Below are 23,400 nucleotides of genomic sequence, written 5' to 3'. Positions count from 1 at the left end.
TTTTGTTGTCATTTGCCTCTTTTTCCGCGTGGGCGCATCTCCATCGCCAGGCCTTTCTGGCTACCCATTTGGAGAAAACCATGACGTTCAATGCCTTCCAGCAGCACGCCGCCAGCACCTTTGAAGGCGGCGCCTTCAGTCACTTCACGAGCAAAGACGACGTCGACGCATGCGGCAATTCCCTGTTCCGCTTCATCATGACCGAGTTGTCGGATGCCGAGGATTGCGCAGACACCGGTGACGCCGTGGGACGCCTCGCCCTGGCTGTCGGGCAGCTCAACGAGGTCCTGCGCGGCATGAAACAGGTCACGCCCTCCCAGGCGCCGGCCGAGCCGCTCACCGAAACAACCCGGCTCTATCTCCTGCATCGCCTGTTCGAGGAAGCCCGTGTCCGCGTTTTCCGGCTCGACGACAGCTGGACCTACACCGTCCATACCGAACGGCGCATTCTCGACTGGGATGCGGCGATTCGGGCCGCGGCGGATGCCAATCTGGTGTTCCTGCCTGATTGGGATGTTGTCACCGGCGCTTTGGGACTGGACGAAAGTTTCGCCTATACGGCGCAACAGCAGCGCGAGTACATCGACCAATACCTGCTGGCGGAGTACGTCGCGATACACGCGATTGAAGGCATGATTTTCCTTCCCGACGGCTCGCCTTCGCTCGGCGGCTGGACTGGGTGACTAAGTGCCCCACTGCAGGCAGTCCGGGCAGCAATCGTCGCCAATGTTCGTCCGGGCGACTGGGGCAAGGTAGAAGAGATCGTCCTTGACTCAACGAACTGGACCTCCGCGGAATCGGCAACCTATCTGGACGAACTGCTGCAGGAGATTGCCGGCGCCACCAACATCGTCGTCGAGTACGACCTGAGCTCACCGGAAAAGCGTTACCGCGCCCGCTACGACGTTTAAGCCCCACCCCGCATGTGCCCTTGGCCGTGCGGGTATTTTTTTACCAAACATGTCGGGAACAACGAATTGGCGTTGGATTTCTCTTTGGAGGCAACGATGCAGTACACAAACACATGCCATTTTATCTCCCGGGCCGCCGCTGACCGCTATTTTCGACAGTACGGATATGCGGACGCAGCCGGTCAACTCGCCGAAGGCGCCATCATCCTCGGCCCACCTTCGCTCTTGCCAGGACAAACGATCTCAATAATCCACGACGAAGGTAGATATTGCATTTGCTCGCCAGACCCGGTGATGGCCGCGCCGCCGGCAAGTCTTCAGGCAGAGATCGCCCTGCTCTCGCTGGAGGACAACAGGATTGTTCTGCCGAAGACCCGCCTCAAGCAATACACTCAAATCAAACACCTGATCGAAACCAGCGGCGGGCAGTACAACGCGCGGGGGTATTTTGCGTTCGATGCCGGGGTCGACGTGGCGCAGGTCTTCGACAGTTTGTTAGCTGGTAAGGCGCTCAATGCGAAGAAGACGACGCAGTCATTCTTCACTCCGGAAGACTTGGCTCACCGCATCGTCGGCGCCGTTGGATCGGTCGAAGGCAAGGTAGTCATGGAGCCAAGCGCAGGCCATGGCGCGCTGGCAGATGTCGCAGAAGCGGCCGGTGCCAAGCTGATCCTCGTCGAAAACTATCGGCCGAACGTGTTGGCGCTTCAGGCAAAAGGATATGACGTGATCGAACAAGACTTCCTGACGGTGACACCCGAGCAGACGGGATTGGTCGACGTCGTCGTGATGAATCCTCCCTTTTCCAACGGGCAGGACTGCGCTCATGTCTTGGCCGCCTACCGCTTCCTGAAACCAGGCGGCGTGCTCTCTGCCATCACGTCGGTAAGCTGGATGCACGGCAAACAGAAGAAGCAGCAGGCGTTTTTGAGGTTCCTGCAGAACCTTAACGCCCAGATCGACGACATCGATGCAGGAGCGTTTGCGGAAAGCGGTACTGGCGTTCCGACATTGCATATCGTCTTGAGTAAGCCACTTGACTCGGAGCCGGTCGCGAGCAAACTGGTGGCGTCCGAATCCGTAAAAGGTGCCCAATTCGGCTTTAGCTTCTGACACTAATCGTAAGACGCCGCTTATCTAATACTGATAGTCTCTGCTTTGTCGCTAGGCAAGCAGAGGTTAAGTGCTGACATGCGCTAATGGTGGACCGGTTCGATATAAGCGCCGAACGGTAGCGCCGCAGTGCCTTTAGTCTTATAAAATAATGCCCCTATTCCATTCTTGGAACAGGGGCATTACTATTTATTTAGGGCGGTCACGTATTTCTTGACTCATCTCCCCAAGTCGCCGATCCAACTCTCCGATATATGCATTCGTGCTTTCCCATTCCGAATCGGCATCTGCCGCCAAATTAGCGAAGTGGGGATCTTCCACTTCGATTTGTTCCGTGCTCTCTCTGCTCAACGACAATCGTTCCGACAACTTTTTTTCTAGCTCTTGCTCGTTCACGATCATGAACGATGGGCTAAACGGTCCGTCAAGGTAACCCACACCGTGCGGCGAATCTCCGTAAAAATCAATATCTACCAGACCCCCTGATATGTTCCATTTGCTGAGAGGACCAGATAAATTTTGAACACATGCCCTCATGCGCGCTCTCAAGTCAATGAGAACTTCTTTTTGTCCGTCAGCGCGGCCTAGTTTATATCCCAACCAATAAGCTCCGAATGCCAGGACAACGGCGAGAAACTCAACCATATCATTTCCTTCTGAGTTATCTGCTTTCCTCGCAGTGTCTAGCCCTGGCTGTCAGTCGCGCGCTTCCAGTCAATAATTGCGCCAAGAGCATGCATGCGCAAAGTTCCACAGTTTTGGCACACTACGACTGCGACCGGTAAAGTACCGGAGTCAGGATTCATGCCACCTTCGTTTGGCACGAAGACCAGGCTCGGCGTCGCCCCATCGCCCGCCATGATTTTAAGAGCGTGGCGTCCACAACAACGGCATTCTTCAGTAGCGCCCCTTTCAAGAAGAAACGCTTTTACATCCTGGGGGGTGACGGACGATATTTTTTCGTAAGCCATAATTTTCCTGTTTGGTATCCTTGATTCGCGGACGCTTGCAGCTTCGATGAGTTTTTGATGCGACTACATTATAGTCCGTAGTCTAATAGCCCACTATTTGATCCCTGAGAAGGGCGCAATGCCTAAATCAGGTGCATTGCCCTCGAAAATCTGTTCAATCTGATCAAGGCTCAATGCGTGTTTGATAGTGCCAGACGAAGCCCCATCTTTTCTAATGCTATTTTGACTCCTTCGAGGCAAGTGGGACCAAAACCGTCGATCCTCATGAGATCGACCTCCGTCTTCGCGAGCAGCTCACCAAGGGTGTAGATTTCGTTGGCCACAAGTAGATTATGCGCCCGTACTGGTACCGGATTTGGCATATCAATCAGTGCCATCTTTGAGTCGTAGCCAAGCATTCTTTGACGAGGGACTTGAGCCCTATCGCTCAACCAGTCCTTGGCAAGGTACTCGGTTAGCAGATCCAATGCTTTGCGGGCGTCCTGGTCATTCTTGATGATCAAATGCATTTCCATGTTCGTTCTCCTTCTTTCCATGTGCAGCAGTTTCCACGAGTGTTTCTTCAGTGATGACTGCGTTTGAAACGATGAGCCGCGGTCACGAGCTCTCCTTCTCCAGAAACGATAACGAAGCAATTGAGGTGCTCAGTGAGATATCCGGCGAGGGGCCCGGCGTACTTTTTCATGCGCTTCAATGACGTTTTATCGAAGTGGTACCGTATTGTTCCCGCACCAACGTGCTCTGCACGACCGTAATTTATGAGCAAGTCGATAACCAGGGGCGGAATTCCGCGCTGCTGCACCCGTTGAGCTGCATGCTTTGTGAACTTCATGTCTGATTCCTTTGCGGCGAATCTACTTGCGGCGGTGCAAGCAGGGTTAGGAATTCATCCAACTTTTCGCACTGCGCCATATTCAGAACGTTTTCGAGCGGAGCAACAGACCGCGTACGCATGGCGTGAACAAGCATGACTTCCTCAGCGCTGAGAAACGCGCCGAGATAGGGCTCGATTGCTTTCCATGTTTCGAGGTCGTATTCCATAAGGCACAGTCTTAACAGGTCGGAAGGATTACATTCCAGCGCCTTGGCCATGAGGCCGACCTTATCGAGGGGCAGTTTTGTCTTACCCTGCTTGATCATCGTGATCATGTTTGGTTTGTTAAACCCGACCTCGTGGGCGATCTGGGTCTGAAGCTTATTTAGCTCGCCGATGCGCGCGTCGATAAACTGAGCAACTTTGCTCATGGCTTTACCCCTTTCGTCATTGCCAGCAGCTGGCGATCGACAGAAGACGATTCCGCTCGGGCGACAGTTTGGCGCACTCGCAGTGAAAACAAGTCATGTGGCAACTTCAGATAAGCGGCGATCTCAGAGAGAAGTCCTGGTGCAAGCAAATACATCCCCATCTCTTCAAAGTCTTCTTTCTGGATCGGTACACCATGTTTCTTCAGAATGTGCGTAACATCCGGCCTGTTTTTCTTCCCTTCTTGCATCCACAGGTGTTCTTCCCGTGCCCACAAAAACGATATCAGGTCACTGATCGTTAAAAATCCTGCTCTAGCAAGGTCCATCTCTCCTTTAGCCGACTTGCGTGTGATAGGAATGTACGTGCCCTTAGCTTTAATCCAATTTTGAGCTTCCGCGAAGTGAAAACGCGTTCCCTCCACCCCTGCCGCTACCGGCGGGGCATTCGGGCCTTTACGGCTTGCCGCGGAGCGAATGGACATTTCCTCCATGTCGGCCAGGATGGCTAGCTGCCGTACCGTCAGGGTCTGGGTGCGTTCGAAGTCGCCGTCCACGTCTAGAAAGCCCCGCATTCCTTCGAGATTGAGTCGCGCTTGGGCCAATTCGATGACTTTCCACACTTCTTCCGCGTACTCTTCCACCATCCCGTTCATGCTTGTCCATTGATGAGCCACGGCAGAGGTTCGCAAGTCCTTGACGATGAGTGCTACCCAGGTATAGCGGGTTTCATGCTCCATCGGTTCGACTTGGCTTTTGTCCATCTCGCCGTGATATGCGAGGTCATACATCGCCTGAAGACAGTTCGCAAAGGACGTCTTTTCGATATCCCGGAATGAAGGAAGCTCCTGCGCGGCAATTTGTTCGTCCCAGATTGCCAACGAGTTCGCATTTAAGCTGCTTTTCAGGATGCTCCAGTCTTCCTGTCCGCCCATTACCCAGGCAAGAACCCGGATCTGATGCAAGAAGAGGTAGGACACATAGTATTGAAAAGTGGTTTTATCGATGCTGCTCGGGTAAAGCCAGGTTTGTCCGGTTACCTGCTCCGTCGATCTTTTAGCCATTTCTCCTCCAGTGCAATGCTGTGTATATTGATGACATTGCGAAGCATATACGCGCACTGCGGATATGTCAACCGTCAATATTGACGGTATTGCGTTTTGGGCGATGCTGTTCATGAGGGGCCGAATGAAATCCACTTTTTCCTGATAACGCATTTCCCTCCGTTACGACTTTTCAACGGAGACGACAATGCAAGTTCTTTCCCAAACCGGGGCGACTGCCTCTGCTGTACCTGGCGCCCAAGCCGAAATGTTCACCGCCCAGCCTGCGGAAGATCCCCCGAAGCGCCGCACACCACCCAAGACTGTGACCCGTGATGTTCCGGTGGTCGATGGCAGCATGTTTCCCCTGAATGACGATGTCTCGCCCGATCGCTTCTGGGCCGTGTTCGTCAGTGGCGCCTCGGCCTACTACGACGCTAAAGGCCTGTCCGAATTGGGACAGGCTATTGGGGTCGTGGCTGACAAACTGGTGTCACGCGTCATCCTGCTACTTCGCACGCATCTTCGCCGTGGCGGGAAACTGTTCATCGACAGCGGAGCCTATGGCGCATTCACGGCATGGGACAAAGGCAAGGCCGCCAGTCCACTGGCCGACTTTGCGGAAGTGTTCGCCACCTACGACCAGGTGATCGATGACCTCTCCCCTGCCCTGATGGACAACGTCATGTTGGTCATGCCCGACGTTCTGCGCAATCCGGAATGGTCCCTGCAGCTTTTACAGGAGCACCGGAAGAAAATCCTTGGCTACATCGACCGGGGAATTCACGCCGTCGTGCCGGCGCAGCGTGGGCCAGTGCCTGCCGGCGAGACGGTCAATCGGGTTGCACGCATCCTCGGTACCCGACGCTTCACGGTGGGCATCCCGAGCGCTGCAGCCGCCATGTCGCTGGCCGATATCGCGACCATCCGGCATGACCGCTTCCATATCCTTGGTCGCGGCTCGATGGGGCTGCCGCTGTTCCAGCGCACGTATGCCTTCCTCGAGCAAAATCCGGGTGCCCTTGTATCTGCTGACGCCAACCGGCTGCGCACGAACATGCCGGAAGTGTCATACCGGCATGCCGAACTTCGGGACGAGTTCGACGGCACGGAGTGGTCGGGTCCCTTTGATGATACGGAGATCATCTGCGACCTACTGGATCAGCGGAATATGCTGACCAAGCGGCAGGTGGAGATGCTGGCGCAAGCCTACGGCATCACGGACCGGGCGACTGTTCTGCAATGGATAAAGGCGCACAAGTCGGGCAACGGTTTGCGGGAACTGCTGGAGGAGATCGATCCGGAGCTGGACTGGCTCTGGCATTACGCGCTACGGGCAAGTCTAGGCGAGGCGGCAAAGAAAGCGTTGTCTGCCCGGTTGCGCGCGGTGGCGGTGTCCGATGTCTTCGATGCGATGGAGGCGGCATGAAAATCTCCATCATCAGCACCTGCACAGGTAGCAAGGCGCATGAGGTACCGAACCAGTTGACGCTGGCGGATTTCCAGGCCGGAAAGGCTCACTTTGAAGCACGGCGCCGGGAGGTTGCCTCGTTTGGTCTCTCAGCCGGTTGCATGTACACCGGCGAGCACCATGTTCATTTGATGCGTGGGGTAGCCGCCGCACGGGCGTCCGGCCACCAGGTCGACGTCCACATCATTTCGGCGGGTTTTGGCGTTCTGGCAGAGAACGACGAGATCGTGCCTTACGACGCGACGTTCAACGACATGGAGAAGCACGACTGCATCGAATGGGGACGAGAGCTTCGCATCCCCGAGCGCGTACAGGAAATCCTGTCCGAGCCGGCCGACATGTCGCTCGTGTTGCTTTCCGAAAAATACCTGAACGCAGCAAACGTGGATGCGATCAAGGAGGTGGCCGGTCCGACCTGGGCAATTTGCGCCAGTTCGGCGGTGAAGCGTTTTTCGCCGTCGATCCAGAAGGTGCCGCTGGTGCAGGCAGATACTAAGCGCTTTCACACGACCATGATTGGCTTGAAGGGGGCGGTCGCCGCTTTGGTGTTGGCAGCGAGAAACCCGTTAGCTGAATTGCGCAGCTTGTCGAGCGATCCTCGGCAGCTGTCGCTGCTTTGATTGCACTACCCCGGTCCTGCTTGCAGGCCGGGATTTTCTTTTGATCGACGTCACCTCTGGGGCAAACGAACACGCTACGCTAACCGAGGTCAAACGACGATCTCACAGTCGTCTCTTTTTCCTTGTGTCTATTTCTTTCCGTCCGGAGGAACCATGCCCCTGACCGCCACAACACGGATTGTGCCGCTGACACTGACGCCACCATATCGCCAAAACACGCCTGCTGGCCAAGCGAAACGTGCCTATTACGATCTGCTTTGGCAGGTTGCCAACAGCCAGGAAAACACGGTTGGCGCATACCTGCAACTGTGCTCCGAACGCAATCTGACCGGCGCTCGGTACCCAGGGCAGAAATCGCCTGAAATCATCGTCAAGCCTGAAGAGTTTGTGTCCTACGCCATTGAGCACGGCTGGCTTGCAAAGTCCTGACTTCTATAACCCCTCGAACATAGTTGAACGATTGGCCAGTTAAAATTTTTGCAGCATCTCTCTCTACCACGACCCGCGGCCAATACCGCATAACCGGAGAGAGAGAAAATGACCACCCCTTCTATTGCCGCTTCCAGCGGCGCCCCATTCCTGATGACGGCCGACGAGATTGCATCCGTTGGCCTTTTCCAAGGCAGGATCGCCGCGCACTTTACCCTGCAGCGCCGCTTTGGCGTCGCCGGCGGCCCGGATGAGATTGTCCTGTCCGACCAGGGCTGGGAGATTGCCTATGACATGGCAGCAATCTACCGTGTGCGCCTCAAAATCCCCCATATCCGCGCACTGGAACTGCTCCACGCAGCCGGGGAGTCCGGGCTGGCACAAAACACCCTGTCCAAAGATACCTATGTCGCGCTTCGCCAGATAGACGCGTGGCTCGATGCAAAAGCCTTCCATCGCTCGCTGGCGGCAAGCCTCGCCAATGACGAGTGCCGGTACCGCGAAATTCGGGAGTCCAACCGGCTGCTATTCGTTGCGCACGATGTCGATCGCCATATGCCCGTGTATTACCTGACGGCGCTGGGCCGGGAGCTGATACGCGTGGCGCACGCTGTCGGCCAGAACATGATCGCCGCGCGGCAAGAACACCTCGCTGCCCTTCATTGACCACCTGTCCCGCTCTGGCTTTTCGCCAGACGGGATATTTTTTTACGCGCATCTCCAGTTGCCACGCCAATTCCGGCGTGTCATCCAAGGAGAAAAGCCATGTTCACCATGCGTTTTCTGGACGGCTCCCCCGTCCCCCAGCAGTACCTGGACCAGGTCACTGCCCTGACCCAGGCCGCAGTCCGCGCTGAGCAGCGCGTCGATGGCGACGAACTCGAAGCCTACTCGCTGACGATGCGACGCCGCTTGATCGCCGAGGCCCACATGATGGACTTCGACTTCGGTCTGGGCGCGGAAGTCATCCGTGCAGCACGGGGCTGGCAGAATACCGATTCCAGCCTGTGGTTTCATCGCGTCCATGTCGTGCATGCCGACGGCGGCCGCCAGCAGTTGCAGTTCAACGTGCAGTTCCAGTATGGCGATGTGACCGTGGCCGAGGCTTACACTATCAACGCGGAAGTAACGACCATCCATCGCGCTCGGGAGGTTGCATGATCGAGCGCTTTCGCAGGAATTGCATGGGCACGACCAGCTTCACGGGGAAGTTCGCCGGCATGCGCAAGGAACAGGAGTTTGTCGTCTATCCGGTCCACGCCGGCCACTTCGACGGGCGACTCAAAATTCAGTCGGATACGCGCATCGGCTATGTGGAAGCGGCAACCGGCATCGTGTACCTGACCAGGTCGTTTGCTGGCGGCGCCTACAACCACCACCTGATGCTCGCGCAACGCGTGGACAAGTTGCAGGCGGAGGAACTGCTTCTGCTGAAGGGCCACGTCATGGATAGTGCCGGAAGCAGCGTCGGATCCCGCGGCGTCACCACCGACAATGCGGGAGCGCTGGAGTTTTTCGGCACCACTGGAGAGGCCGCTGTCGGCATTTGATCACATCACAGCACAGGACCCATGCGGGCCTGTGCTTTTCTATTCGTCTTCGGTGATGAACTTCATTGGAGAGCCGTCGTGGTTGCGGGGAATGCCACTTGGCTCAGTCGTGGTTGCTCCAATGAACGCATTACGCTTGCAGAGCAGTGACTCGCCCTCTTTTTTACAAACACATTTGCCTGCACCGACATAGGTTCTCAGGACTCCGGTGGACCTGGCGAGATTGTAATTGCCGGTAGCCTTCCAGCAGGCGTCGTTCTCTGTCGCGCCACGGGCTTCGAGCTTGATGACTTGAACGATGTAGTCCTCCGGCTTGGGCACGTGCACAGGGTAAGTCGCATCGGACTTCGCCGCTGCCGATTGCGCAACGTCAGACTTGCCACATCCAAAGAGCGAAGCGGCCAGAAGCAAACCAAGTGCTAGAAAAGTGAGTTTTTTCACTGAGATGTCTTTCGGAAAAAGGGTTAGCCGCGGTTTTAGAGCTTCGGAGCGCTGACGGATCGGGCCTTATCGATCTCTTTATTCTGCAGTGACTGCATCAGTTCATCTTGCTTTTTAAAATCTTCAAGGGTCACGCGATAATCCCAAATTTTGGTAGTGAACGCGTTGGCGATCTGTGGGTTGACGGTGTTGAATACGGTTGCGAAGACACTGATTCCGCAGCGCTGAGCTTCGTAACGGGAAATATTGACAAGAAACTTGCAGTTCTGCCCGGTTTCCGGTGTGCCGGTTGCGCTCATGCGCCATTCCAACCGGGTATTGCTATCGAATGCCGATGACGGCGTTCCGTACTTTGCAATCATCGCATCGACAACAGCTTTGACGGATGGCTTTTCTGCGGGGCGGTCCTCGCGGTCAATAAACATAACTTTCCCGGTGACAGGCGTAAATTTTGTCTTCAGTGTGCTTCCCGTGGCGCTGTTGTGAAACACCAGTTCCGCTGTTGATGCAGCCAATCCCGGGCTTGCCGCATACTTCATTGTTCCCGCCAAGGCGTATCCCGAACCTTTCAGCGCCGCCATGACCTTGTCTTCTGTGTCGCCAGTATGAACTCCGAGAACGTCATTTGTCTTCGGTACTTGGGCAAAGCATGATGCGCTCAATGTGGCGAGCATCGCTGCCAAGAGCAGCGATGTTGAATTCACTTTCATTTTCACTCCCTCTCCCTTGAAATTATTCGGTCCAGATCAGGCTGACGCCAGCTCCATTTGCTCCGGGGTACTGCGCTTTTTGGGCAGGTCGCCTCGCTGCTCCATCAACTCAATCAGCCGCGCAGCATGGTTGTAGCCGATGCGCAATTGCCGCTGCACCAGCGAAATCGATGCCCGATCGGCTTGCAGCACGACTTCCCGCGCCTGCGGATAGAGCTCGTCGTCATTGGCGGGAAGTGCTTCCGGTGCCGAGTGCGACTCCTGCACCCAGTCCTGCTGTTCGTTTTCCTCGCCGCCCAGCGCCACCGTCATCGCGTCCAGCAATCTGGCCAGCTCGCCGGTCATCACTGCGAACGCTGCTTCCAGCCGCCCCTCGTCATCCATCACCTCTTCAGGGCTCTCTTTGAGTACATCCAGCGGCGCAACCTTCTTGAGCGTCAGGTTATCGGTCAACACGAACGACACGCGGTCGTTCCACGTCATGGCCAGCCGGGTGCAGCGCTTGCCTGCCGCAATGTGCTCCTGTACCTGCTTCGTCTCCATCGCATTCACATATTTGACGCTGGCCTTGGTTTCCCCCGTCGCCTTGAGCTCGGTTTCGGCATCGACGGTAAAGCTGTCCGGGGCTTCGTCCGACTGTAACCAAGTCGTCATGGCTAGGGTGCTGGATTGCTTGACTTTCCATGATTGGATCGGAAAAGTCTCGACGGCCTTGCGCAGCAGGGTAACGGCTTCCTCGGCCGCCGCAACTGTGGCCGCATCCGACACCAGCCAGCCATTGATGGTATCGATCCATACCATCGTTGCCTTTTTGACGGCAAAGGCGCGAGGCAGCAACTCGTCAGTGACCGTCTCCTTGATTTCCTTCATCTGCTTTCTGCCGGGCTTGAAACCTTGCTGTTCTTCCAGTTCGCATGCGCGGATGGCCGCCGCTTCGTTGATGACGGCCGTGGGCAGCAGCTTCTTCTCGGTGACCAGTTTCAGCAGGAATTGCCCGTGGCTGGCATAGACCAGACGATCATCGTTGGTAGGCGATGCCCATCCCGTGCTTTGCATCTCCAGGTTGCCGCACGGCGCGAACTGCATCTTCGACAGATAGCCGGTCAACTGCTCGGCGGTGAGCTTGTACTGGCGCGGCAGGCGATACACGGTGAGGTTTTTAAAAAACATGGCGGGGCTTTCTGCAAACGTCGGTTTGGAATCAGGAGGATTGGTACGACTGGTGCGCGTCATGGAACCAGTCGCGGAATTTCTCCGCCGGCATCGGACGAGCATAGAAGTAGCCCTGGCCGGTGGTAATGCCTAGGTCGACAAGCGCCTTGGCGGTGTCTTCCTGTTCGATGCCTTCGGCGATGATGTAGCGCAGTCCGAAGGCGCGGGCAACTTCCACCGCGGCCGCAATGATGGCGCGGTCACGTTCGCCCCGCGCACCATTGCACAGGTCACCAACGAAGGACCGGTCGATTTTGATGCCGTCTACCTCAAATGCTTTCATGTACGCGGCGCTACTGCGCCCGGTGCCATAGTCATCGAGATAGATGCGCACGCCATGTGCGCGAAGTTCGGCAAACAGGCCGCGCGCCAAGGCGAGGTCCGTCATATCGAGGTTTTCCAGCACCTCGATCGCCAGCATCGCGGGCGGGAACCGCGGATACTTCTCCAACAGCACCAGCGCCCGTTCCGTAAACAGACGATTGTTGAAGAGCTTTGCCGCCACATTCACTGACATGGCAAGCGGCATCCCTTCGTCCATCCACGCAATGCCTTGGCGCAGCGCCTGCTCGAGCATGGCGCAGTCCAGTTCCAGCAAGCAGCGTTCTGATTTGATATAGGGGAGAAAATGTCCCGGTTCCATGACCGTGCCATCTTCCTTTATGAGACGCGCCAGGGCTTCAGCGCCAGTCGGCAAGCCCGTAACGATGTTGACCTTCGGCTGGAAGTACGCCCGAATCCGGTTCTCATTCAAGGCACGCAGCACGTCGGACGTCACCCGGTTGCGCCTGGACTCTTCGGCCTGCTTGGCGAAGTTGAACAGATTGCAGTACTGGCCGTCGGTCAGCAGGTTGTCCAGCATGGCGGAATAGGCATGCATGAGCAGGCCCGACGAATCGGTATCGTCTTCGGGGAAGACGCTCGCGCCTACAAGGACGCGGCCGGACTCCCCCCGCCGAAGGACGTTCAGGAAGCCAGCTTGGATGACGTGCATCTTTGCCGCTGCCTCGGTAATCGATCCTGCCGAAGGAATGAAGGCGATGAAACTGCCGCCGCTGTATTGTGCACAGTCACCCTCAGGGCCCACGCACTGTCTCAAGACGGCGAGCAGCCGATCCGCTAAGGCGGCTGGTAAAACACTGTTGTCCAATACCGGCGCGTTGGCAGCGACAAAATAGACGGCCACCCTGGTATTGTTGCCCCGCGCACAGGACACCGCATCGGCCAGACGGTCCAGGCAATGCACCGAGGCTTCCAGAGCGTTAATGCGACTTGGCGTTGGTAGGGCGGACATCCGGGGGTCTCTTCTTGTTCGGTATCGGGAATGTCTAGGGATGCGCTCTTAGCACGGCCTTGATCTCGTGCACGCTCAAATCGGTGATTTCGAGCATCTTGACGATCATGGCGGCCGGGACCGGGGTGCGCCGGTTACGAATGCGCGACAGCGTCGCCGTGTCTACGTCCAGCGTGCGCGACAAGGCACGGTCGGTCGTAATGCCGAGCTTTTCCATCAGGAGGTTCAAGAGTCGTTCGCCGCCGGGGTCGTACCGGTGCGAGGATTCGCCCACATATTGCGAACTGGCGTTTTCGTTCTGGTGGCCGACGGTGCTCACGGTTTCCATTCTGATCCTTTGGGTCATGCAATCTGGTGTGAGCCTATTTTCCGCAAAACTGCGATTTTGGAATAATGGTTTCGCTCGCTTTTAGCGAAACATATGTTTTTTTATCGAGTCCACCGACAACTCACCCACCTCAAGCGATCCATCATTGAAGTAGGACGTTGGCGTGGTCTTCACCGGATGCGTCTTCATCCACTCAAAGGAAGCACGCAGGGTTTTCTCCCCCGACTCGCATCGCGCCGGGGTCGGCACCGTGCCATTGATGCTCGCCTCATAGGCGGCAACCGGATCGGCGGCGCACAGGATCGACATGGCCTTTTGCTGGGAATCCGCGCCGAGAATGGCCACCAGCAGCGTGCTGATCTCGATATCGGGCGTAGCCTTGAGCTTCTTGTAGTACGAATGGCAATACGGGCAATTCGGATCGGCCACAACCATGACCTTGGTCTTGGCGCCGATCTGGCCGCTCTTGATCGTCAACTGGTGCGGCAGGGCCGGGAAATCAGCCGCCGCCAGGAGCGTCGTGCGCTCGCGGGTGACGGCCATTTTCTTGACCAGGTCGATCATTTCGCCAACGATGGCGAACTGCCCGTCCCGGCTCACATAGACGATGGTGTTGTCAGTCAGCGCCACTTCAAACAGGCCGGCGATCGGGGAAGGCTGGATGCCTTTTACCGTGGCGCCCTCGCCTGCCATGCGGGCGCGAATCAGGGAATCCGTTGCCGAGTCAACGGCAAACGCGGAAGGAAGAACGACGGCTGCCAGCGCTGCGACGAGCGTGCGGCGGATCACGCGCAAGCCCCGCGCGTGGCGAGCATGGACATCTGCAGGAAAAAAATTCCCTCGTCCGAAATGCGCAAATCGCGCAGGACCGGATGCACCGCCATGCCTTCGACCGGCGAGCGCGGCACAGCAACGCGGAACAGCCCGCGGCCGAGATCGGCAATGCGGTTGCGACGCGCCAGCAACAGCAGCGCCGACTGGATCTGCGCTGCCGTATATCCCCTGCGGCCAAGCACCTCATCCTTCAGGACATCATCGGTTCGCACTTCGCCACCGATATCGACTGGCTGGTTGCGAGCGATGCGAAGCAGGGAGGAGAACACGTCTTCAGAGATGATGGCTGGGCGCGACATGGGGGACCTCGACAAGGAAAGTTTTTCGGGACTGCCTTCCGATTTGTGTTGATTATTATCATTGATTTTAAGAAACGCAATCTTTTTTGAATACAAAGTTAAGTTTGTATAGTTTTTATCCGTGAGATCAGCCCGAAAAAGGGAAAAACGCGGGAAAGTTTGAAAGTTTTTTCTTTTTGTCGGAACGTTGTTGGCCTGCGCCCAACGGAAAGACAACCCCATCGCTCGCCGCGAGGCATCCGGGGCAGGGAGAAAACCACCCCTGCCCCTCTACCTCATAGCGTGTGGCGCTCCACCAGCGTCAAGGATTCGCTCGCGCCAGGTGCTCGCCCGTTCGGTGCTCGCCTACGGCTGCGCTCCGCATGCGGCCTGCGCGCCTGTCCTTGACCCCGGCTCCGCTTTTGCGAATTTGTTCCATTTTTTCTTAAACCGTATTGAGTCGGCGGCAACACGGCATGGAGAGGCGCATCGGCATGACGCGATGTTTGCTCCATTTTTTCTTAAACCGTATTGGGATGCCGGCCGCAGCCAGCACATTGAGGGTCAGATCACTTTGGTGAAATCGACTTCAAGGAGATTGGGTATTTCGGCTTCGATGCGATTGGTGGCAACCCCGGCACGAGTAATGCCGTCGCGGGATTGCTTGATCGAACGCGAGAAGTCGACGACGCGCATTGCCATGGCCTCTCGCTTGTCAAGCAGCATCTGCAGATGGTTCAACAGCCTGCGCACGGGTAGACGGTTGGTCTTCAGTTTCGGTAACTTCACTCTGGTCAGGCGCTCGGACACCGGCTTGTAAATGTTCGGCCCGTCACCACCGAACCAGACCACAGCATTGGGCACCCGGTTCTGACGATCTGCTCCGGTCCCCCCCGCCAGCTTGAAACGAACACTGATTTTGCCGGTATAGGCTCCCTGCGCCTGGTGGAGCAAGGCGTTTGTCCGGGCAATCATCTTGTCGAGTTCGAAGATGGCGCCAGTGGCCAGCTGCAGGTCATCCAGCGCTCGCTGGTACATGTGCTCCGGGTACTCGGGGAACTCAGTGTACTTGGACAGGGCACGGTTGATGCGCGCCTGCTTTTTTTGGGCGGCCGCAGGACTGAGCGGCACCTTCTTCTTTGCCTTCGGACCTCTTTCAAACACCATCAGGAGCCTCCTGTTATTACGAACAGGGACGTTGTAGCACCAATTCCGAAATTGAAATAATCCTTTCGCTTTTGCATAGTCCATAGGCTGGCGTTCCGGCAACAGAGCGACGGCGTGTAATTGGGCCAAAGTCTTCCGGCCACACGTCGCAGAGTGTAAAAGGACCAGCAGCAGCCACGGAACATCGGCGCAATTTGCTCAAAAAAGCAGCAAAAAGTTGGACCGAAAACCGTCGATTTGGGTTTGGTGGGATGCTTATTATGTTTCTGCGGTATTCGGGTTTGGTGGGATGCGTATTAGGCGCGGCTAATGGCACTGGCGCGCGCTCCTGCTGCCCCAGGCCCTGCAACCGTGTGACCTCCAAGGCCCTTGCCGCGCGCCCGAACGGCCTGTTTGACGGCCATGCGAAGGGTTCGTGGCCGTAAATCTCCCGGCTTTTCGTCCCTGCCCCGCGGCTTTTCCCGTCTATGGGCGTGTGCTTATGCCGGTATCACGTGGTGCGCGGCCAATTCAGGTGGATCTGGTTATCTCGCCAGCGAAATACGCTTCCGACAAGGCCAATACGCCATATATGCGTGGATTCCATACGCGTGTTTTTCGTACGTGCGGATTCCGTACGTGCGGATTCCGTACGTGCGGATTCCGTAGGTGTGCAATCAGTTATACGAGTGGATTCCATACGTGCGGATTCGCACTATATGTGTGGTTTCCATACGCGTGGATTCCATACATGTGGTTTTCGTACGCGTGATTTTGCCTTGTAAGTGTGAATACCGTATGCGTGGATTTGCCCTGTAAGTGTGGATTTCATACGTGTTGAGCACTGGATCATTATTTCATTTTAGAAAAGTGTGCTATAACGCCCTCATGTTCTAAAAAGGAAATTTTTTTAATGAGAAAGATTATTGAAAGGAGCCCTTCAATGGAAACGTCAGTGTCAGTTGGTTTGGATATTGGTCACTCCGCACCCAAATCTGTGTGGGCGAATTCGCTTCATCCGGGGGAACATCACACAGATAGCTTCCCGACATTCGTGATCAAGGCTTTCGAGCTTGGGCAGGACACCCCCAGCACCTCTGCCATGACAGTGGAAATCGACGGCGAGAAGTATTTCATCGGCGAGACCGCCCGCCGCCAAGGTCGCATGGAGCGATTCACTGGCCTGGACGAGGATTGGATCCATTCGGCCAAGCATGATGCGCTGGTTGTCGGCGCGTTTCAGCGTGTACTGGCCAACATTGCGACCCGCCAGCCAACCCCGCCAAGTCACTTTGAGGTGGTCGTTGGATTGCCGTCCGGGTTGTTCATGGCCCAGCGCGATGCCTTGCGCGAACGCGTGACCGCGCGCCTGTCGAAGTTGCTTAAGGACGGGCAAACAATTGCGGTGCGGCCGCAAGACCAGGCATTTGGGCCGCTGCAGGAGATTATGTTCACTCAGGACGGCAAGATTAACCCGTCAAGGGATCTGGAAAACGAGTCCTGGGGCGCGATTGAGGTCGGGCAGTTCTCAACCGACTTTTCCCTTTTCGAGCAAGGGGAGCGGATTGAATCTGCAGCCGGATCGTGCAGCGGCATGTATACGGTCTATGAGCGACTGGCTCCGCAGCTCAAGAAGGCTAAGCTTCCAAATGACTTCCTCGCACTCGACATGGCGGTTCGCACGGGCGAGATCAAGATTTTCAATGATGTGACGGACGTTCGGGAAATGGTTGCGAATTCAGTTGCGCCGCTGATCGATGAGATTATTGAGACGGCGACGGTTCGGTTCGGTACCCGGCGCAACTATCTGACCGGCCTCGTCATCGCTGGTGGCGGCGCTCCATTGATGCTCGACCGGCTCAAGGAGTTCATTCCATGCGCAAGGATGCCCGAGCTGCCCCGCTTTTCCGTTGCCGAAGGTTTCTGCCGCCTCGGCTTGCATGCCGCTTCTATCGCGAAGCAATAAATCTGTGGAGGACGTTATGGCTGCCGGCGTGGATCTTAATGACATGAAATGGCAAGAGCGGTTGATGCGTACCTTTTCGACCGAGTTCAAGAAAGACCCGCTTGTTCACACGTTCATTGTTTCTGCCCCATCGCGCCAACTGACCAAGCTGTTGCACGAGGCGATTCATTGCTTTGTGAAGGCAACTGGCCATCCAGCCGGCGACCCTTCGTTCCAAGTTGAGGTCGCTAGCCGGGGAATGAACAAGCTGGTGAAGGAAATTGTGGGTGCATCCGGTAACAGCGATCTGACCGCGAAAGTCGCCCCTGCTTTGGCAGACGAATCACTTGCTGCTGTCGCGTCGCCCGCGGCGTCTTTGCCGGCTGAACCAGACGTTCCGTTACGAGGGGCCGCGATTCAGACTGGCGGGCAGGCCTTGCGAGCGGTGCCAACCAATCAGCCTATAGAACCGAATGAAAGACGATTGCCCGCTGTTCCAGCATCGGTAAGCCCAGGTTCGACAATGGATATCCATGAGAGCGCGATGATCAACCAGGCCGATGCTCCCTCGATCGTGGAATCTTCGCTTGAAGTGACGCCGCAACCTGTATCTGCAGTTCCAGCGGCTGACGCTCCCCCGCCTGAGAAGCCCCGGCAAAATCGCATGCTTGCCACAATGCTCGGATTATCAAAGCCGTCCACGCCGGTGAGCAGCAGGACAGGATTTGGCGGTTGAATGTGGCTGGGGGTTCTCTTTTAACGGATTTCGGATTCGGAGGTGTAATGAACATCCACTCAACAATCCGCTGGGCCGTCTGGCGAAACACGGTCGAGCCGGACCGCTTCGAGGCTATCGATGTGTCGGCGCTCGATTTGGGAATGGCTCCCCTGCCCTCCCCGCCTGGCGCCGGCTGGGACATGCGCCTGATTACCTACGCGCCCACCGCAGCCAAGGCGATTGCAGACACGCGCTCGCTGGACGATGCCGGGATGCTGGATCCGACTGCGCCGTGGGGCGATGTGATGGAGAGGTGCGTTTCGCTGGATGGCATGCTTTCGCTGGTTCCTTCGGCGCCAAGTCACTAAGCCGTTTTCACCGCCCGCCTAACAACCCTGCCGAGCGCAGGGTTTTTGTACCCTGCTCTTCCTGCCTCAGTCCCCTGCTCCCGGCGCGCGCCGGCGACGAATCCCCAGCATCTTCCTGATCTGGTCGCGGCACTCGTCCACCTTCGTCGGCACCGCGCGTTGCATCATGGCGCGACGCAGCGCGGCTTCAGCCGCCGCCCTCGCCTCTTCGACCATCGACAGCGTCCTGGTAGGCATGACGATTTCGGTTGCGGCTACCTCTTGCGGGATGTCGCCAAACAGATCCGCTGCCATTTCCAGTGCTGGGCCCAGATCGTAGTCCAGCTGCTCGATGCGGTCGAACGCGTCCTTTAGTTCAAAGTACGTGGTAATCGGCCGGACTTGGTGCTCGAGTTCCAGGGCGCAGGCGGCAGTCTGCGGCTCGCCGATGAGTCGGGCGCGCTCATGCAATCTGGCGCGATGGGCATCGGTCCAGACAAGCTCGCGCAGGAACGGCGGCCAGTAAATGCCCTGGTCGTCCTTCCACCAATGCTGCGGCGTGTTGTCGTGATTGCTCATGTCTTGGCCTGATCGTTCTTGTTGGCAAGTTTACTCGATGACTGCCGGCGCGCCAAAGCGCTGGTGGTTCGGTTGTGCTTTTTTGCAGACATCCGAATTAATGTTTTTTAAAGTAGGAAAGGAAAGTAAACCAATATGCGGTGGGACATTCCTGTCCCGCGAGGCTTGGTTGGTCCTCTCTTCTACGGCATGTCGTCTACGCGGCTTCAGTGCATCGAAAATCTTCGTCCGGAAGTCTTCGACGTTGGTCGTGCCGTAGTGTTCGAGTAGCCGCTGCGTCATCTGGCGTGTGGTGTCGTCGTTGAGAGACGCGCCTTTGGTTTCGTCGGTAGCCTGTGGCGGCTGGGCGCTGGATGCCGGCGTCTCCCCGGTTGTATCAGGGACTTCGATGGTCGCAGCACTGATGAAGGGCTCATGCTCGTCGCTTGGCCGCAGCTTACCGCTCTCGACACGGGAGTAGACCATTTCGAGTTCGGTACCGGTCAGCGTCCTGATGCTTTGGGTGTGGTCGCGGTATTCCGCTATGCCGTCGAAAACCTTGACGACGATACCGTTCGATCCGTAGAACGTCTTGTGGCGGCAGTAGGTAACGATGGCACGTTGTTCTTTGGCTTGGGTCTTCTTGATCGGTGCCGGGCCATATTTGCGGATCTGGCTGGCACGTCCTGCATAGTCGCTGATCTTTTGCGTCATTGTTTTCAGGTAATTCACAGCGCGTTGCCCGGTCAAGCCGTCGGCCTGCAGGTAGGGGCGGGCGCAGACGATGATGTCCTCCAGTTGGTATTTCGGCTTGTCTCCTTCGACCTTGGCAGCCAGGCCGCGCAGGTAGGCCATGTCCTTGTCGCGGATATCGAATTCGCCACACGCGGCTTTGAGTTCGTCGGGGAGTTCGATGGCCTTGTTTTGCTGATGCTTCTTACGCAGTTCGCGCATGTCGTCGGCAAAGGGAAGATCGGACTTGCCGGGGTGCTGGATGGAAGATGCGGCCGCGATTTGGGTCGCGCGGTCAGCGGCGTCGGGGCAGGGTAGGCCGACCAGGACGCAGAAGGCGCTGGTGAAAGAATAGGTATTCGACGTCCATGCGCCCTTTTCGTCGCCTGACTTTGCACGAAGCTGAGCGCTGTCGGCCAGGGTCATCCATCCCATTTCGCGAAAGGTGGCGACTGACCTGGTGACAGTCTTTCGGCTGACTTCTGCGATCCCGGCAATGGTGCCGACCTCGACTCCGATTGGCAGCGTGCCGTCGAATGCGTTTGCACGCGAAAGGAATGCGCACAAGACTTGGAGTTCTGCTTTTGTCAGCGGTCGGTGAATGGGCGAGTAGTTCAATGCCTTCCAAATGGCGTGGTAGATGGCTCGCGGGTAATGGCCGAACTTCTGCTCAAAGGTGTCAATATCAAACGGGTGCACGGTATCGCTCCGCTGCCCAGGAATGGGCGCAAAGGGTCCAGGTCATGCACGGCGGGGAAGGGTAGGGGTGTGTATTACCCGGCGTCGTTGCGAGTAATCGCAAAAACAGCCCCGAAGTGCGCAATTTTTGGCTGTGGCTTATTGCGCTCTGAGGTACTTCGGGATAGACTCGAATCTGTTCAGTGATTTGCTTGGTCTTTTCCCGAAGTCCTCCAGATCGCAGCTAGGCCCCGGTTCCCGCCGGGGCTTTTGCTTTCTGGGCCACGAAAACTGGGTCGTTTTATGGACTCATTCTTCGTTTTCCTCCTTCATTTTTTCTAAGTCATTGATTTTTAAACTGTTCCAACTTGGAACGCCTACTTTTCCGACTTCAGCGCAGCTATTCGAGACTCAATCAGTTTTTTCAAGCTCTCGCTAATGGCTTGTGCTTCTTCTTCGGAAGCAAATTCGATTCTCAAGCTTTTCTTGACCAAGCGTTGCTCGGCGTAAGCTGCCTTGCCAAGCTTGTAGACCAATGGTCTAGCGACTTCGACGGTCGCTGCCGGCTTGGAGGCTTTCGTCGCTGCTGCCAACGCTTGGGTTTCAGTTTTCAGTTCACCGGACGCTAGGCGGTGCATTGCTTGTAAAACGTGCGACCCATGTCCGGCTTCGACCAGCTTCACTAATGAGCCTGCAAGAGACGCCCCGATCAGCCAAGGCGTTTCCACCAGAAGGGCATGAATTTCCTTTGGGAAAAGATCAAACTGCATTAGCCGGCTTAGCGCCGCCTTGGAAATGCCGGCCTTGGCTGCCAACTCGTTTTGGCTGATCTGGGGATGCTTGGCGATAAACCGTTTGTACCCAAGGTACTTGGCATAGTCTGGCAACTTTGCTGCCATGGCGTTAGCAAAGAACGCCATATCCTCCGCCTGGTCATCGGAGACCTCGCGCGGCCACGCCTGAATCGATTCCCGACCAAGCTCACGGAATATTGCTACACGATTATGTCCGGAGACGATCTCGTACTTGCCATCCTCGCGCGGTCGCACTGTAATCGGAGAAGCGAGTTCGTTATGCGTCAGGTTGTCTTTGAGATCAGCATATTCTTGCTCAGTGAGCTTGCGCCGCCGGCCGGGGATTTCAATCAACCGGTCGAGCGCGATCTCCAACGCACCTCCAGATTCCTTTGCCCGTCGGAGCTCCCGCTCCAGTTCGGCGACTTGAGTCGCGGCTTTGGCTTCATATTCTTGCTGGAGTCGCTCGGCGTCTTCGCGCGCCTGACGAAGCGCAATTTGTGCCGCCTCCGCTTCGCTCTTAAGCGCATCATTGGAGGCTCGCAGCTCTGCGATCGCCTCAGGACTAATGTCTTTGCGGACTGGAGACGCCTCGGCGTTCTTTAGTGCCTGCTCAAGTTCCGATACCCGTGCTTCAGCTTCTGCGAGTTTGGCTTCGGCTGCGTCCCGCTGAAGCGCGACTTCCATCATTGCGCCAGGCGCCGTTTTCATTCGGTTCGGCTGGCTGATAGGATCCTTCGCCGGCGTGATCCCGGCAGTCAAGGCCGCCAGCCTCTCAAAATTCTTGCTTGCCATTACGCTCTCCAAGCCAGGGCAATCTTCTCAAGGATGTCGTCACAGAACTTGTCCATTGGCTCCTTGAATCGGCGATATGCTTCGACGGTGCCCTCGGCCTTGCCAAGGTCATAGATTGTTTTCAATTGCGCAGCTGCCATTCGTGCTGCCGCACTCTCCGGGATTTCGAGAACGTTGATGTGACGCCCATATGCCTGTTTCAGCCATGGCTTCACCAGTCGGTGTCCTTCGGAGGGCTGAACTTTAGTCATAACGACCGTCATGAACGCATACGTCTTGGCCGCAAGATTCGGGTCATGCTTGCGGAAGGCGCGCAGCAGATCGTCGAACAACCCCCAAAACTGAACACTCGAAGCGAAGTCAAGCGCGTCAGGAGGGCAGGGCATCACCAGTCCATCGGCTGCAAGCATGGTATTCATCGTCAGATGTGAGAGGCTAGGAGACGTATCAAAGATGATCACGTCGAACTCCTGACGCAACGGCTCGATGCCACGTTTGATGAAATTCCAAAAATCAACTTTCTTGGCGGCCTTCGCTGGCAGAGAGAATTCGGCAGCAAGGATGACGCTGGCCGCCGGAATTAATGACAGGTTGTGCCAGTAGGTTGGCTGAACCGCATATCTCAGGTCCGGTTGGTCTTCCTCGATATACGGCATGATGGTGTGCTCGTAATCGACATGCTCCTCGGGATTGATGCCGAACATCTGTGTCGCTGTCCCTTGGCCGTCCTGATCGATCAGCAGGACTTTCAGTCCACGGAGCGACAATCCTTGAGCGAGTGCGACCGCGGTGCTCGTTTTGGCCACTCCACCCTTATAATTGACGACGGCGATAGCCAAGCCTTGTTGTCCCTCGGGTCGCTTGGGGTAATTGCCCAATGTGTTCACCCACTGAATGACCTCTTCCAAGGTGTACTCATGGGCTTTGGAACCGGGAATTTTTGTGCCGTAAGGAAGCTTATGCTTTTCCGCGAGGTGCCGAATATGGCCCTTATCGATTTTGCATAGTTCTGCGATATACGGGCTTTGGAAGGTGGGTGGCGTCTTTGCTGGATTGGGATGCTGCATGATGCGATGCACTTGATCTAGCACGCTACGCGCATCCTGAGCGACTTGACTTAGGTCATCTAATGTGACTCGTTCTAGTTCGGCGAGCTTGTTTTCCACGTGGGTCACTTGATCGAGCATATCGCTTCCTATCCGTTTTTGTGTGACTCGGCATTTTCAAGAAAATTTCAAAA

At 56.5% G+C, this 23,400-nt stretch carries 29 protein-coding genes; 11 read left to right on the top strand and 18 right to left on the bottom strand.

Features of this window, described 5'->3' with window-relative positions; translation table 11 throughout:
• Positions 1-80: 80 nt before the first annotated feature.
• Together G3574_RS03615 and G3574_RS03610 are read left to right on the top strand one after the other, a co-directional pair.
• On the top strand, positions 81-683 hold the full coding sequence (locus tag G3574_RS03615; protein ID WP_163960657.1) for a hypothetical protein: 603 nt from the start codon (positions 81-83) through the stop codon (positions 681-683).
• Between the two features lie 324 nt (positions 684-1,007).
• The gene (locus G3574_RS03610; protein WP_163960656.1) at positions 1,008-2,024 is read left to right on the top strand and encodes a hypothetical protein; all 1,017 of its coding nucleotides are present in this window, start codon (positions 1,008-1,010) and stop codon (positions 2,022-2,024) included.
• A 189-nt stretch (positions 2,025-2,213) separates the two neighbouring features.
• Here the strand turns inward: G3574_RS03610 and G3574_RS03605 are convergent, their stop codons facing one another.
• From G3574_RS03605 to G3574_RS03580, 6 genes are all read right to left on the bottom strand, one after another.
• Positions 2,214-2,669 carry a hypothetical protein gene (locus G3574_RS03605; protein WP_163960655.1) on the bottom strand — a complete coding sequence of 152 codons (456 nt, stop codon included), beginning with the start codon at positions 2,667-2,669 and terminating at the stop codon, positions 2,214-2,216.
• 38 nt (positions 2,670-2,707) lie between these two features.
• Positions 2,708-2,995, bottom strand: a complete 288-nt coding sequence (locus G3574_RS03600) for a hypothetical protein (protein ID WP_163960654.1) — start codon at positions 2,993-2,995, stop codon at positions 2,708-2,710.
• Positions 2,996-3,165: 170 nt separating this feature from the next.
• On the bottom strand, positions 3,166-3,510 hold the full coding sequence (locus tag G3574_RS03595; RefSeq protein WP_163960653.1) for a DNA-directed RNA polymerase subunit alpha C-terminal domain-containing protein: 345 nt from the start codon (positions 3,508-3,510) through the stop codon (positions 3,166-3,168).
• A gap of 47 nt (positions 3,511-3,557) precedes the next feature.
• On the bottom strand, positions 3,558-3,827 hold the full coding sequence (locus tag G3574_RS03590; protein WP_163960652.1) for a hypothetical protein: 270 nt from the start codon (positions 3,825-3,827) through the stop codon (positions 3,558-3,560).
• Positions 3,824-4,240 carry a helix-turn-helix domain-containing protein gene (locus tag G3574_RS03585; RefSeq protein WP_163960651.1) on the bottom strand — a complete coding sequence of 139 codons (417 nt, stop codon included), beginning with the start codon at positions 4,238-4,240 and terminating at the stop codon, positions 3,824-3,826. The genes G3574_RS03590 and G3574_RS03585 overlap by 4 nt, the downstream gene beginning before the upstream one ends.
• Entirely contained in the window at positions 4,237-5,454 is a 1,218-nt protein-coding gene (locus tag G3574_RS03580) for a hypothetical protein (RefSeq protein WP_163960650.1), read from the bottom strand. Before G3574_RS03580 ends, G3574_RS03585 begins: the two co-directional genes overlap by 4 nt.
• Before the next feature lie 34 nt (positions 5,455-5,488).
• Between G3574_RS03580 and G3574_RS03575 the strand changes: the two genes are divergently transcribed.
• The 6 genes from G3574_RS03575 (at position 5,489) to G3574_RS03550 (ending at position 9,350) form a co-directional block, all read left to right on the top strand.
• Positions 5,489-6,709, top strand: coding sequence for a hypothetical protein (locus tag G3574_RS03575; RefSeq protein WP_163960649.1), 1,221 nt, complete (start codon positions 5,489-5,491; stop codon positions 6,707-6,709).
• Positions 6,706-7,371 (top strand): DUF6884 domain-containing protein, encoded by a 666-nt coding sequence (locus tag G3574_RS03570; RefSeq protein WP_163960648.1) that lies wholly within the window; start codon positions 6,706-6,708, stop codon positions 7,369-7,371. The genes G3574_RS03575 and G3574_RS03570 overlap by 4 nt, the downstream gene beginning before the upstream one ends.
• A 153-nt stretch (positions 7,372-7,524) precedes the next feature.
• Complete coding sequence (locus G3574_RS03565) at positions 7,525-7,800, top strand: hypothetical protein (protein ID WP_163960647.1); 276 nt, start codon at positions 7,525-7,527, stop codon at positions 7,798-7,800.
• A 108-nt stretch (positions 7,801-7,908) separates the two neighbouring features.
• Positions 7,909-8,466: a hypothetical protein gene (locus G3574_RS03560; RefSeq protein ID WP_163960646.1), complete on the top strand. Its 558-nt coding sequence runs from the start codon at positions 7,909-7,911 to the stop codon at positions 8,464-8,466.
• A 99-nt stretch (positions 8,467-8,565) separates the two neighbouring features.
• Positions 8,566-8,961, top strand: a complete 396-nt coding sequence (locus G3574_RS03555; protein ID WP_163960645.1) for a hypothetical protein — start codon at positions 8,566-8,568, stop codon at positions 8,959-8,961.
• The gene (locus tag G3574_RS03550) at positions 8,958-9,350 is read left to right on the top strand and encodes a hypothetical protein (protein WP_163960644.1); all 393 of its coding nucleotides are present in this window, start codon (positions 8,958-8,960) and stop codon (positions 9,348-9,350) included. The genes G3574_RS03555 and G3574_RS03550 overlap by 4 nt, the downstream gene beginning before the upstream one ends.
• A gap of 39 nt (positions 9,351-9,389) precedes the next feature.
• Here the strand turns inward: G3574_RS03550 and G3574_RS03545 are convergent, their stop codons facing one another.
• The 8 genes from G3574_RS03545 to G3574_RS03510 all read right to left on the bottom strand — a co-directional run bounded on the left by G3574_RS03545 (position 9,390) and on the right by G3574_RS03510 (position 15,614).
• Positions 9,390-9,791, bottom strand: a complete 402-nt coding sequence (locus tag G3574_RS03545; protein ID WP_163960643.1) for a hypothetical protein — start codon at positions 9,789-9,791, stop codon at positions 9,390-9,392.
• A gap of 35 nt (positions 9,792-9,826) precedes the next feature.
• Entirely contained in the window at positions 9,827-10,501 is a 675-nt protein-coding gene (locus tag G3574_RS03540; protein ID WP_205609651.1) for a hypothetical protein, read from the bottom strand.
• Between the two features lie 36 nt (positions 10,502-10,537).
• Positions 10,538-11,734 (bottom strand): recombination-associated protein RdgC, encoded by a 1,197-nt coding sequence (rdgC, locus tag G3574_RS03535; protein WP_163960641.1) that lies wholly within the window; start codon positions 11,732-11,734, stop codon positions 10,538-10,540.
• Positions 11,703-13,007 carry an EAL domain-containing protein gene (locus G3574_RS03530; RefSeq protein ID WP_163960640.1) on the bottom strand — a complete coding sequence of 435 codons (1,305 nt, stop codon included), beginning with the start codon at positions 13,005-13,007 and terminating at the stop codon, positions 11,703-11,705. The genes rdgC and G3574_RS03530 overlap by 32 nt, the downstream gene beginning before the upstream one ends.
• Before the next feature lie 34 nt (positions 13,008-13,041).
• Positions 13,042-13,335 (bottom strand): helix-turn-helix domain-containing protein, encoded by a 294-nt coding sequence (locus G3574_RS03525; RefSeq protein ID WP_163960639.1) that lies wholly within the window; start codon positions 13,333-13,335, stop codon positions 13,042-13,044.
• Between the two features lie 81 nt (positions 13,336-13,416).
• Complete coding sequence (locus G3574_RS03520; protein ID WP_328804715.1) at positions 13,417-14,124, bottom strand: DsbC family protein; 708 nt, start codon at positions 14,122-14,124, stop codon at positions 13,417-13,419.
• Positions 14,121-14,690, bottom strand: a complete 570-nt coding sequence (locus G3574_RS03515; RefSeq protein ID WP_163960637.1) for a hypothetical protein — start codon at positions 14,688-14,690, stop codon at positions 14,121-14,123. The genes G3574_RS03520 and G3574_RS03515 overlap by 4 nt, the downstream gene beginning before the upstream one ends.
• Before the next feature lie 321 nt (positions 14,691-15,011).
• Positions 15,012-15,614, bottom strand: a complete 603-nt coding sequence (locus G3574_RS03510; protein WP_163960636.1) for a hypothetical protein — start codon at positions 15,612-15,614, stop codon at positions 15,012-15,014.
• 892 nt (positions 15,615-16,506) lie between these two features.
• Between G3574_RS03510 and G3574_RS03505 the strand changes: the two genes are divergently transcribed.
• Genes G3574_RS03505 through G3574_RS03495 form a run of 3 tightly spaced genes read left to right on the top strand, consistent with a single transcriptional unit; the run spans position 16,507 to position 18,624 of the window.
• Positions 16,507-17,559 carry a ParM/StbA family protein gene (locus G3574_RS03505; protein WP_163960635.1) on the top strand — a complete coding sequence of 351 codons (1,053 nt, stop codon included), beginning with the start codon at positions 16,507-16,509 and terminating at the stop codon, positions 17,557-17,559.
• 16 nt (positions 17,560-17,575) lie between these two features.
• On the top strand, positions 17,576-18,274 hold the full coding sequence (locus G3574_RS03500; RefSeq protein WP_163960634.1) for a flagellar biosynthesis protein FlhF: 699 nt from the start codon (positions 17,576-17,578) through the stop codon (positions 18,272-18,274).
• Positions 18,275-18,321: 47 nt separating this feature from the next.
• The gene (locus G3574_RS03495) at positions 18,322-18,624 is read left to right on the top strand and encodes a hypothetical protein (protein ID WP_163960633.1); all 303 of its coding nucleotides are present in this window, start codon (positions 18,322-18,324) and stop codon (positions 18,622-18,624) included.
• A gap of 66 nt (positions 18,625-18,690) precedes the next feature.
• Here G3574_RS03495 and G3574_RS03490 read toward each other — a convergent pair whose 3' ends face one another.
• From G3574_RS03490 to G3574_RS03475, 4 genes are all read right to left on the bottom strand, one after another.
• Complete coding sequence (locus G3574_RS03490) at positions 18,691-19,182, bottom strand: hypothetical protein (protein ID WP_163960632.1); 492 nt, start codon at positions 19,180-19,182, stop codon at positions 18,691-18,693.
• Between the two features lie 30 nt (positions 19,183-19,212).
• A complete protein-coding gene (locus G3574_RS03485) occupies positions 19,213-20,592 on the bottom strand; it encodes a helix-turn-helix domain-containing protein (protein ID WP_163960631.1) in 1,380 nt (459 codons plus the stop codon).
• A 356-nt stretch (positions 20,593-20,948) separates the two neighbouring features.
• On the bottom strand, positions 20,949-22,160 hold the full coding sequence (locus G3574_RS03480; RefSeq protein WP_163960630.1) for a ParB/RepB/Spo0J family partition protein: 1,212 nt from the start codon (positions 22,158-22,160) through the stop codon (positions 20,949-20,951).
• Positions 22,160-23,347, bottom strand: coding sequence for a ParA family protein (locus G3574_RS03475; protein ID WP_163960629.1), 1,188 nt, complete (start codon positions 23,345-23,347; stop codon positions 22,160-22,162). Before G3574_RS03475 ends, G3574_RS03480 begins: the two co-directional genes overlap by 1 nt.
• Between the last annotated feature and the right edge of the window lie 53 nt (positions 23,348-23,400).

Source organism: Noviherbaspirillum galbum (assembly GCF_010974945.1).
Lineage (GTDB): Bacteria > Pseudomonadota > Gammaproteobacteria > Burkholderiales > Burkholderiaceae_D > Noviherbaspirillum > Noviherbaspirillum galbum.
The sequence above is the reverse complement of the archived record's forward strand: the minus strand, read 5'-3'. Positions and strand labels throughout refer to the sequence as shown.